The 11,993-nt window shown below is 35.2% G+C and carries 10 protein-coding genes; 9 read left to right on the top strand and 1 reads right to left on the bottom strand.

Translation table 11 applies throughout. The features are described 5' to 3' along the window. Window positions 1-21: 21 nt before the first annotated feature. The 9 genes from ACY8DX_RS19910 (at window position 22) to ACY8DX_RS19870 (ending at window position 9,551) form a co-directional block, all read left to right on the top strand. The gene (locus ACY8DX_RS19910; protein ID WP_462405920.1) at window positions 22-981 is read left to right on the top strand and encodes a capsular polysaccharide synthesis protein; all 960 of its coding nucleotides are present in this window, start codon (window positions 22-24) and stop codon (window positions 979-981) included. A 101-nt stretch (window positions 982-1,082) separates the two neighbouring features. After that, on the top strand, window positions 1,083-2,492 hold the full coding sequence (locus ACY8DX_RS19905; RefSeq protein WP_462405919.1) for an MATE family efflux transporter: 1,410 nt from the start codon (window positions 1,083-1,085) through the stop codon (window positions 2,490-2,492). 204 nt (window positions 2,493-2,696) lie between these two features. Continuing rightward, complete coding sequence (rfbA, locus tag ACY8DX_RS19900; protein WP_462405918.1) at window positions 2,697-3,575, top strand: glucose-1-phosphate thymidylyltransferase RfbA; 879 nt, start codon at window positions 2,697-2,699, stop codon at window positions 3,573-3,575. Window positions 3,576-3,590: 15 nt separating this feature from the next. Further along, on the top strand, window positions 3,591-4,154 hold the full coding sequence (gene rfbC, locus ACY8DX_RS19895; protein ID WP_462405917.1) for a dTDP-4-dehydrorhamnose 3,5-epimerase: 564 nt from the start codon (window positions 3,591-3,593) through the stop codon (window positions 4,152-4,154). Beyond that, window positions 4,154-5,008: a dTDP-4-dehydrorhamnose reductase gene (gene rfbD / locus ACY8DX_RS19890; protein WP_462405916.1), complete on the top strand. Its 855-nt coding sequence runs from the start codon at window positions 4,154-4,156 to the stop codon at window positions 5,006-5,008. Before rfbC ends, rfbD begins: the two co-directional genes overlap by 1 nt. Then, window positions 5,008-6,036, top strand: a complete 1,029-nt coding sequence (rfbB, locus tag ACY8DX_RS19885) for a dTDP-glucose 4,6-dehydratase (RefSeq protein ID WP_462405915.1) — start codon at window positions 5,008-5,010, stop codon at window positions 6,034-6,036. Before rfbD ends, rfbB begins: the two co-directional genes overlap by 1 nt. A gap of 439 nt (window positions 6,037-6,475) precedes the next feature. Beyond that, on the top strand, window positions 6,476-6,679 hold the full coding sequence (locus ACY8DX_RS19880; protein WP_462405914.1) for a hypothetical protein: 204 nt from the start codon (window positions 6,476-6,478) through the stop codon (window positions 6,677-6,679). 364 nt (window positions 6,680-7,043) lie between these two features. Next, on the top strand, window positions 7,044-8,033 hold the full coding sequence (gene galE, locus ACY8DX_RS19875) for a UDP-glucose 4-epimerase GalE (RefSeq protein ID WP_462405913.1): 990 nt from the start codon (window positions 7,044-7,046) through the stop codon (window positions 8,031-8,033). Between the two features lie 477 nt (window positions 8,034-8,510). After that, window positions 8,511-9,551, top strand: coding sequence for a GDP-mannose 4,6-dehydratase (locus ACY8DX_RS19870; RefSeq protein WP_462405912.1), 1,041 nt, complete (start codon window positions 8,511-8,513; stop codon window positions 9,549-9,551). 559 nt (window positions 9,552-10,110) lie between these two features. On the opposite strand, the gene ACY8DX_RS19865 is transcribed toward ACY8DX_RS19870, so the two are convergent. Continuing rightward, window positions 10,111-10,743, bottom strand: coding sequence for a PBECR4 domain-containing protein (locus ACY8DX_RS19865; RefSeq protein ID WP_462405911.1), 633 nt, complete (start codon window positions 10,741-10,743; stop codon window positions 10,111-10,113). Window positions 10,744-11,993: the final 1,250 nt, after the last annotated feature.

Below are 11,993 nucleotides of genomic sequence, written 5' to 3'. Positions count from 1 at the left end.
TCTAGTTATAGGTGGGCTACAATGAGTAAGATTAAAAAAGTAATTAATATTTTAAAACAGGATGTATTTCTTATAAAAAATTTCGGATTTAAAATTGCGGCAATAGATTTCGCTCGAGGCCTTGTCTTTCGAGGAACAGGTAAATGGGGAAGAAAACTTGAATGGTACAAACATGAGAACATAAAAAAATATTTATTACTAAAGTATGGACATATAGTTAATCTTTATGAAGACCTGGACGTAGATAATTTACCTCAGATTGAATCTGATTCGCCAGTTTGGGTTTTTTGGTGGCAAGGGTTAGAGCATGCACCATCAACAGTCAAGAAATGCGTTGCTAGTATTCAACAAAATGCAGGTGCACATTGTGTAAATATAATTACTAAACATAACTATAAAAATTATGTTACTCTTCCAGATTATATACTTTATAAATACGAAAAAGGTGATATGACTATCACTCATTTTTCAGATATTTTACGTATGGAATTGTTGTATACGCACGGGGGTATTTGGATGGATGCAACATTATATCTCACGGAAGAATTGCCTAGTGATTTAAATGAATATAGATTTTATACAATAAAACATGGTCTATTTGGTGATTATCATGTTTGTAAAGGCTTATGGACCGGTTTTTTTATTGCGAGTGGTAAAGGTAATAGAGCAATAAAATATTTTAGAGATATGTTTTATGAATATTGGAAGAACGAAAACCAGCTAATATGTTATCTGTTAATTGATTGTATTATCGCAATTGGTTATGAAAATATACCTGCAATATACAAATTGATAGAGGCTGTTCCCAAAAACAATACGCAGGTTTTTGAACTTGCAAATATTCTTTCTAATGAATACTCAAGTGAAATGTTTGATTACTTAAAAAGTGATACGACAATATATAAATTAACTTATAGAAAGCAATTTAAGAAAACAATTGAAGAAAAAGAAACATTTTACGGTTATATTATGAGTAAGTAATTAATAATTATTAATATAATTTCTAGGTGAATTGAATTTATGATCATAATATAAGTTTTCTTAAAATTTATTATATACTGCAAAACAAAGAGGTAAAGCTGTTGAATATTAAAAAAATAATAAATAACTTCTTTTATGCTCTATTATCAAACTTAATAACACTTCTAATATCCTCCCTTGTAATATTAATTGTACCAAAACTTATTGGAATTGAAGATTACGGTTATTGGCAACTCTATCTATTTTATTCCTCGTACGTCGGTTTATTTCAATTTGGTTGGAATGATGGAATCTATCTTAGATATGGTGGGGTAAATTATAAAGATCTTGATAAATCTTTATTTTATTCTCAGTTTTGGATGTTAATGTTTTTCCAATTGACACTAGCAGGTATTTTAATAATTAATTCCTTCGTTTATGTAAACAATCAAGATAGGTTGTTTATTTTAGTTGGAGTAGCTTTTTGCTTAGTGATAGCTGGTGTAAAGGCAATGTTGTTGTTTATTCTGCAAGCAACGAATCGAATTAAGGAAAACTCTCTTGCGAATATTTGGGATAGATTATTTTATAGTTTATTAATAATTATATTATTGTCGGGCGGTATTAAAGATTACAAACTATTGATACTTGCTGATCTAATTGGTAAGACGGTTTCTTTCGTTATTTTAATTTATTATTGTAAAGAAATTGTGCTTAGAAGGATATCTGATTTTTACATTAGTATTCAGGAAGCGATAAGAAACATAAATGCGGGAGTTAAATTAACCTTAGCTAATATAGCGAGTATGCTAATTGTTGGAATCGTTAGATTTGGTATTGAAAGAACTTGGGATGTATCTACTTTCGGCAAAGTTTCATTAACTTTAAGTATTTCAAATCTTATGATGACATTTATTAATGCAATGGGTATGATAATGTTTCCCATACTTAGAAGGACTGATCAAAAATTATTGCCAGACATTTATAAAGCAATGAGAACATTATTGATGGTTCCCCTGCTTGGAATGCTGGTTATTTTTTATCCTTTAAAGGTTATTTTAACTGCTTGGCTTCCACAATATGCTGAAAGCTTAATGTACATGGCCCTGCTTTTTCCAATCTGTGTCTTTGAAGGAAAAATGTCATTGTTGATAAACACTTATTTAAAGACCCTGAGAAAAGAAAAGGTGATTATGTATGTTAATTTGATATCAGTATTCTTAAGTCTATTTACAACTGTGATTTTTACAATATTATTAAGGAATTTAACACTTACTGTTCTATCAATCGTAATATTAATTGCATTTAGATGTATCTTAGCTGAGGTATTATTATCAAAAATACTACATGTAACTGTACACTATGATATCTTTTTAGAAGTGCTTTTAAGTGCAATATTTATATTAACAGGTTGGTTTGTTGGGTCTTGGGAAGGAATAGTTTTATATCTATTTTCTTATTTAATATATTTATTTTTGAGAAAAAGGGAAATTTCGGAAACGGTTGTATATATGAAAAAGATATTAAAATAATCTAGGTTATTTTCATATTGGAGACTTACAGTAAGAGCCCTTTTTATTAAGTAATTATCAATGGTAAAAAAGGGTCTGGTGGGTAATAGGATAGCGAAAGAAAAAATTAATTAGATGTAAATGAATGCTAAGTCTTATTTAAAGCAAATGTTTTTCACAATCATTCTTAATTTCAATGAAAAAGTTAAAAGGAGTAATGATAAAATGAAAGGTATAATTTTAGCGGGTGGTAGTGGTACCCGGTTATTCCCGCTAACTATGGTTACGAGCAAGCAGTTATTGCCGATATATGACAAGCCTATGATCTATTATCCAATATCTACTTTAATGTTAGCTGGGATTAGAGATATTTTAATTATCTCTACTCCTGAAGATACTTCGCGATTCAAGGCATTGTTAGGTAATGGAAGACAATTCGGGATCAACTTAGAATATAAGATTCAACCTAGTCCAGACGGATTAGCTCAGGCGTTTATAATTGGTGAGGAATTCATTGGTAATGATTCTGTGGCTATGATTTTAGGAGATAATATTTACTACGGAAGTGGTATGCGAAATATCCTTCAGCGTGCTGCAAAGAAGGAGAAAGGGGCTACTGTATTTGGTTACCATGTCACTGATCCAAAACGATTTGGAGTAGTTGAGTTTGATGAAAATGGGAGGGTATTGGGGATTGAGGAAAAACCTGAGGAACCAAAGTCAAATTATGCAGTAACAGGACTCTATTTTTATGATAACCGTGTTGTAGAAATAGCTAAAGACATTAAGCCTTCATCACGCGGAGAATTAGAAATTACTTCAGTGAATGAAGCTTATTTAAATTTAGGGGAACTTGATGTTGAACTTCTGGGACGTGGTTTTACCTGGTTAGATACCGGTACGCATCAAACTCTAGTAGAAGCTACAAACTTTGTTAAAACTATTGAGGAACATCAGGGAATTAAAATCGCTGCACTTGAGGAAATAGCTTATATAAATGGATGGATCGGTATAAGTGAGTTAATTTCATCTGGTGAAAAGTTTGCTAAAACAGGATATGGTCAGTATCTGTTAAAAGTAGCGAATGGACAAATTAAATATTAAAGGGATGTAAGCTTAATGAAAAAAACCGAAACTTCTTTACCTGGTGTAAAGGTTTTAGAACCAAAAGTATTTGGAGATAATCGTGGCTGGTTTATGGAGACCTATAGTGAGGCTGAGTTGTTGAAATTAAATATAAACAACCACTTTATTCAAGACAATCAATCTTATTCAGCAACAAAAGGAACCCTAAGAGGTCTCCACTATCAATTGAATCCAAAAGCACAAACAAAACTGATTCGATGTACTAAAGGGGCTATTTTTGATGTTGCCGTGGATATTCGAAAAGGTAGTCCAACTTTTGGTGAATGGTATGGAATTGAACTTAGCGCAGAAAATAAAAAGCAATTATTAATACCTAAAGGATTTGCCCATGGTTTTATGACCTTAACAGATGATGTTGAAGTTCAATATAAAGTTGACGAATTATATGCCCCTGAATGTGACCGCGGAATTATTTGGAATGATACATCAATTGGGATTCAGTGGCCAATGGACATTAAGCCAATTCTATCAGATAAGGATGAAAGAGCACCACTTTTAGATGAAGCAGATAATAATTTTACTTATGGAGAATATTAATGAAAATTTTAGTGACTGGTTACACAGGGCAACTTGGATATGATGTAGTAAGAGAAGGGTTAAAGAGAGGCCTTGAAATGCTGGGTGTAGGTCCAAGGGAATTGGATATAACCAATGAAAAGGACGTTTATCACTACGTGAGTGAAATTAAACCGGATGCTATTATTCATTGTGCAGCTTATACTGCAGTCGATAAGGCAGAAGATGATAAAGAAAATTGTCATGATGTGAACGTCAATGGAACAAAATATTTAGCAAAATCTGCAAAGGCAGTAAATGCAAAGTTTATGTATATCAGTACAGATTATGTCTTTGATGGAAAAGGTACTATACCTTTTATAGAAGAGGATATTCCTAATCCAGTCGGATATTACGGTAAAACAAAATATGAAGGTGAACAATTAGTACAACAACTATTGATTGAATATTTTATCGTGCGAATTTCTTGGGTATACGGAATTAACGGAAATAATTTTGTTAAAACGATGCTAAGATTAGCTGAAACTAATGATAGATTAAATGTTGTAGGTGACCAGATAGGTTCTCCAACATACACTTTTGATTTATCCCGACTTTTAATTGATATGATTCAAACAAATAAATATGGAATCTATCACTCAACAAATGATGGATTTTGTAGTTGGGCTGATTTTTCAAGGGAAATATTCACACAAGCAGGTAAGAACGTGAAGGTAAATTCAATCACTACTGCTGAGTATCCAACTCGGGCTGTTCGGCCTAGGAATTCACGTATGTCTAAACAAAAATTAATTGATAATGGTTTTACACCACTGCCTAAATGGGAAGATTCACTAAAACATTACTTAAATCAGTTACTACATGAGGTGAAATAATGACAAGGAAAAAAATACTTGTTACTGGTGGAGCGGGATTCATTGGGGGTAACTTTGTTCAATATATGGTGAACAAGTATCCACAGTATGATATTTATAATTTAGATTTATTAACTTATGCTGGTGATTTGGCCAAGCATAAGGAAATTGAAAAGAAAAGTAACTACTTCTTCATTAAGGCTGATATTGCCGACCGTAAAGCTGTCATGTCGTTATTTGAAGAAGAAAAGTTTGATTATGTTGCTCATTTTGCAGCAGAAAGCCATGTCGATCGTTCGATTAAGGAACCAGAGATTTTTGTCCAAACGAATATTCTTGGAACACAAGTTTTATTGGATGCAGCTCAAAAAGTAGGGGTTACAAAATTTGTCCATGTTTCTACAGATGAAGTATATGGGGAGTTGGATTTTGATCCAACAACCTTCTTTACGGAAGAAACGCCACTTCAACCAAATAGCCCATATAGTGCTAGTAAAGCTTCTTCTGACTTGTTAGTGCGTGCATATCATGAAACATTTGGGCTTCCAATAAATATTACTCGCTGTTCTAATAATTATGGACCTTTTCACTTCCCAGAAAAACTTATCCCATTAACTATATCTCGTGTATTAAATGATGAGAAAGTACCTGTATATGGTGATGGAAAGAATATTCGAGACTGGCTCCATGTATTAGATCATTGCGCTGCTATTGATCTTGTTTTACATGAAGGTATGAATGGAGAGGTTTATAACGTAGGTGGTCACAACGAAAAAACGAATTTAGAGGTTGTAAAAACAATTATTCAAACTCTTGGGAAATCTGAAGAGTTAATTGAATTTGTAACAGACCGCTTAGGACATGATAAACGTTATGCAATTGACCCAACCAAGTTAGAGAAGTTAGGTTGGAAACCAACTTATACTTTTGAAACTGGAATTGCTCAAACCATTGATTGGTACTTAGATAATAAGTGGTGGTGGGAGCAGATTATTAGTGGAGAATATAAAGATTATTTTGATAAACAGTATACTTTCATAAATAAATAATATTTTTAATGAAAATCATATAATTAGGTATTTTAAACTCTTCGGTGGCATTATTTGAAGTTTATGTTGCTTCTAAATGAGAGTTTGATGACTCATAATACAACTGTTCCTTCCTATTAAAGATTCCCTTAGAGATGTAGACATTTGTTTGGTCTTTTCTGAGAAGATAAAGACTTTGTTCAGTGAAGTATAGCCAGGTGATGGAGACTCCAGTTATTCTTAATGGTCATACCTGTTAAATGCTTAGAAGCGGTATTTATTAAATTTTAAAGCGAACCTTTTTCTTGTTAAATGAGGTTCGCTTTTTACTATTAAAATCAATTTGATGCAAGCTAAAAAAGCAATCCGTAATGGTTAAATCAAAGGCATTCCCTTTACAACTCTACTATCCATCAACGCTGCCTATTGTGAGAATTATTTGAAATATAATTCCTCTGTAATGAAAGGAGTTACATTAACGGATTTTGTTACATTCAATAATGTAGTTTCTCTCCGTCATGCATTAGAAAAAGGATTTATAGGAGAACTGGGTATATCTAGAGCCTATTTAGATAAGATTGAAAGTGGGTCACCTGAGTTTTGTAATTTCTTTTTAAAAGGAAATTACCTTGAAGTAAGTGTACCAACCGTTGATAAAAATTAAAGGTATTTTTGAAGAAACAATACGTGATTTATCAGCCAAAGATAAAGAGCTAGAAGTAAATAAGCTGTTGCTATTCCGAGAACGAAAAAGGCTCTAGAAGCGTTCTTGAAAATTGAGGTAGTATATAATCAAGTGATGTATACACCGAAAATGGTATGTGCAAGTTAGTTAATGTTTATTAACCATCCAAAGAAGTGACATACCTTAATGGCTATTAAACAATAGAAATCAGTCCTTAACTGGGTGATTCGTTTTTTGTTAACTAGCAAGAGGTTGGAAAAACAAAAGATATTCAAGGACCTCAGTATGTATTGGAATGCTATAATCATTTATAGAGTATAAAATATGACAAGCAGGTGATAGGGTGGCAATTCTTATTACAGGTGGAGCAGGTTATATTGGCTCCCATACAGTAAAGTACTTTTTGGACCAGAATGAAGAAGTCGTTGTAGTCGATAATTTACAAAGTGGCCACAGAGAAGCCGTTTCTGTAGAGCATTTTTATGAAATTGATCTTAGAGATAAAGACGCTTTAGATGAGGTTTTTAAGGCTCATAATATTGAGGCAGTTATTCACTTTGCTGCTAACTCTCTAGTTGGAGAGAGCATGACTAAGCCGTATGAATACTACGATAATAATGTTTACGGTATGATGTGTTTATTGGACGTCATGAAAACGAATCAAGTAAACAAAATCGTCTTTTCTTCCACGGCTGCGACTTACGGCGAGCCTAAGTCTATTCCTATCATAGAAGAAAATGAAACGAATCCTACGAATACCTATGGTGAGACGAAGCTTGCTATGGAGAAGATGATGAAATGGTTTGATCAAGGCTATGATGTAAAGTATGTTTCTTTAAGATACTTTAATGCTGCGGGTGCTCATCAGAGTGGCGAAATTGGAGAAATGCATGATCCTGAAACCCATCTTATCCCATTGGTTTTACAGGTGCCGCTTGGCCAAAGAGACAAGGTATACATGTTTGGAGATGACTATCCTACAGAGGATGGAACATGTATCCGCGATTACATTCATGTAATGGACTTGGCATCCGCACATTACCTGGCATTAGAATATTTAAGAAAAGGAAATCCAAGCGATATCTTTAACCTGGGAAATGGGAATGGTTACTCTGTCAAAGAGGTTATTGATGTAGCAAGGAAGGTAACCGAGCATCCAATACCTGCCGATGTAAAAGAGAGAAGAGCGGGGGATCCGGCTGTTTTAATCGCATCGTCAGAGAAAGCGCAGACCGTTTTAGGGTGGAAACCACAGTTTGATTCCTTGGAAAAAATCATTTCGGATGCGTGGAATTGGCATAAGAACAATCCGCAAGGTTATTTAACGAAATAAGCGAGTGTTTACAATAATACATTCGTTATTATAGTTAAATCGTGATGGTTCCCATCAACTTGAAGTGTGTTTGAGGAAGCATATCTCTTTTCCTCAAACACCTTTTTTATACCTAAAGCAGTCTTACTACTTCCCCCTAAATTGACCACCATAATCACCTCCCCTCAAATTTACTTCACAGTGCTAACGTTAGTTATGGAGATTCAAAGAAATAAGTTGTTTAACGCATTATTTATTCATGGTACTTTTATGTAATATGCTTTTTTGTGAAATCACTCTCAATCTCCCAATCCCCTAGAAAGGCCTTTAACCATAAATCTACCTAAAGCTTTTATATGAAAATGGGCTGATAATTGAGGAAGGCGCCTATAGTGTTCTTCGGATGGAATAAATATACTTTAGAGGAGATATAGCAGACCAGAGTCACTCCGTTGACAGAAGGTCTTCAGAAAGTCCGTGCGAAGGAGCTAGTGGAGAATGAGCTACAAGCAGCCAGACCCTCATAAAGTGTACCTTGTAACCGGCGCTGCCGGGTTTGTCGGGTACTATCTGTCTCATAATCTGTTGGAAAAGGGATGCCGAGTTGTTGGCATCGATAATATGAATGATTATTATGATGTCCGTCTAAAGGAGAAGCGTCTTGAGCTGCTTTCTGGATATGAAAGATTCACCTTCTTGAAGGTTGATATTTCAGATAAGAGGGCAGTGGAAGCGGTATTCGAAAAGTATCAGCCTGAGATTGTAGTTAATTTGGCAGCGCAGGCAGGAGTGCGTTACAGCATTACGAATCCGGATGCCTACATCCTCTCAAATGTGATTGGTTTTTACAATATTTTGGAGTGTTGCAGGCATTCCTATGATGAAGGGAACACGCCGGTGGAGCATTTATTATATGCCTCCAGCAGCTCGGTCTATGGCTCGAATAAGAAGACGCCCTATTCGGTTGAGGATAAGACGGATGATCCCGTTTCCTTATATGCTGCCACGAAGAAAGGAAATGAGTTATTGGCTAGATCCTATTCAAACCTCTACAATATCCCTGCAACAGGTTTACGTTTTTTTACGGTGTATGGTCCGATGGGACGCCCAGATATGGCCTATTATGGGTTCACGCAGAAAATCTTTGCCGGCGAGCCGATTAAGATTTTCAATCATGGCGATATGAAGCGGGACTTCACGTATGTGGATGACATCGTCGGTTCGATGGAGAGGATGCTGAATCAGCCGCCGCCAGCGGATGAGCATGGAGTTCCGCATAAGGTGTACAACATCGGCAACTCCAGCCCAGAGCCATTGATGTATTTCATCGAGACACTTGAGAAGGCGCTCAGTAAAGCAGCAGGTAGCGAGATTGTCGCGAAGAAGGAATTCCTTCCGATGCAGCCGGGAGATGTGTATGCGACCTTTGCGGACACAGAACCGCTAGAGAAGGCGTTTGGATTTAAGCCAAGCACCTCGATTGGGGATGGGCTGCAAAGGTTCGCGGATTGGTATTGTGAGTATTATGATGTGAAGTGATAGAAGAGCGGGGGATCTGTTAACAACGGTGATAAAATCCCCAATATAAACGGTTTCAAAATTCCCCAAAATTAACGGATAATGGTCTCAAAGCGACAATTGAATTGGAGTGGAGAGGCATGATTCGAATAGGGGAGTATTTAAGAAAAGGTGCCTGTCACTCCCCGATATTTGTCGAAGAACTTTAATTTAATGGATTGAAAGCTTAACAATGGATATTGCCACCCTTTAGACTCAAAGTTGCCATGTTTTTATACCAGTTAGGACATATTTTAGATCCATCTCTGCCAAGCGGAAGATCAACCTCCTGTATAATGGAATTGCATTGGGCGGTTTCTCGTGCCTGTTACCACCTGATTTTTCTTGTTCCATAGGGGGCAAAGAAAAGGTACCTGTCACTCCCCGATATTTGTCGAAGAACTTCAAAATTTAATAGATTGGTGCCTTAACCAACGAATTTCAACCAAGTGACACCTGAAGATGGTATCACTTGGTTGAGCAAGAAAATTGTCTTGGTTAGAGAAGAGCATATGGGGAGTTTAAGGACTAACTGTTGCGCTTAATGTGACAAAACAACCTCTTTACTATTATTTGAATAAGAGATTGATTTAATATTTAATTTTGTATGTTTGCCCACTAGAGCTTTTGAATTTTTTCTATAAACAGTAAAGCTGGCAGGAACATAGATTCTTCGATCATCATTAAGTATATTCTTTTGTCTTAATTCTAAAACATGAAACAATTTGAGGGATTTTTCTTCAAAGATCATTTGAATATTTCGTCTTTTAAAGGGGCTATCTATCACGGGATGTATGTGCATAATTTCACATTTGCATTCGTGCAACATCCTATATAAATAAGGCATAGATTCAATACGGCTTTTATATTCTTTATATGTTCCTTTATCTGCCTTAGCTAAAAAAGACATATCCCATTTACCATTTGATAGTTGCTCATATTGCTTTGAAGCCTGTTGAACAGAAAGGTTGTTCCATTTTTGTAATCCCAATAAATGTGGCAATTGGTCTGGTCGGGAATCAATCATAAACGATGGAATCCTTTTATTATCAGTCTTGTAACTATATACTCTATTAGTTATGTACTCTTCGTAAAAAACAACAAACTTTTGTAAATCGAACTGTTCATTTTTTTCGAAACCATTAAATTCTCTCGCCCATTCAATAGTATACATGTCTAGTTGCTCCTTCTAGTTGCTCCTATAAAAAACCTATAAAAAAGAGCCTGATTATGTAGACCAGACTCTTTTGAAAATTGAATGATAAATAGGTTGCCCCGTACTAAGCCTTAGGGGGATGGCAGCCGTAATATTATTTGTCATTTCTTATCTATTTCTTAGCCGTTCTCCGTTCAAGCTTGATCTAATCAATGATAATCTTCAAAACTCGATACGTTTTAAGAAATGCCGTTACGTCGGAGCAAGTCACCTATACTAACTCACTAATATAAGTATAACATGTAGTGGTGTCTTGTAAAGTAAAAAGGAAAGGTGCCTGTTACCTGCCTATTGTTACATGGAATTTGCAACAGGTGGCTGCTATCGGTTCCGGTTGGACTGAATTTTATCAGTGGCGATTTGAAGGTGTTGTTTTTCCAGGCAAGCACCTCAATGGGTCACTTTTTTACTTAGGGTTCTTCCCTCGTGACTTGGAATACTTTTAGGAGTTTTTGATGAAGGAATAACGGTTGTTCTCTTATTGGATTTCTGCGTGCTCGTGCAAACAAGGTGTTCAAAGTAGATATGGATCCTTTATACCCCTTTTCTCGGCATGAAGCTGCATTTTTTTTAAAGTCCGTCCTTCTTGGACTAAGCGCTGTATAAGAATCTGATACGGAGTGCATTTGAGGGCTTTCATGTGGTTTTTGGGTCGTAATAGATCGGTTCGGGTAATACCCACTTTTTTGAGATGGATTACGCTGTATATTTATATCAATGTTGCCACGCTGTAATCTTTGAAGTAAGAATCAGAAGAATGTGTGTGGGAAAAGATGAAAGAGAAGAAGAAATAGTCTTATAAATGGAGAAAGGACTGCTATCCCAGCAGTCCTTTTACCATGACAACACTACTAACAATTTAATTATATAATAATCTAAATTATTCCACAATATTAATGTGGTGTATGACTCCACGAATCCAGGATTAGTGGCAGTTTTAAGGCACCTTTTCCAAGATTATCACTTTGTAAATAAACAACTATTCCCCCTTCTGGTTTTTATTGAAATAAACATTCCTGAATATTTCATATATTAGGGAGATAAAACCAGCTAAAGTACCTACCATTATGTATTTAATTATAGAGTCGGGTTTTTCAGGCTCTTTTACTATTTTACAATATTTTTGATATGTCTTATCTATTAATATCATTTTCATAGTGGATAGGAATCCTACCATCATCCAAATACTTATAGCCAAGATAACGTAA

The sequence above is a fragment of the Gracilibacillus sp. Marseille-QA3620 genome, from assembly GCF_054950035.1.
Note: the sequence above shows the minus strand (reverse complement) of the source record. Positions and strands in the feature narration are given on the sequence as shown.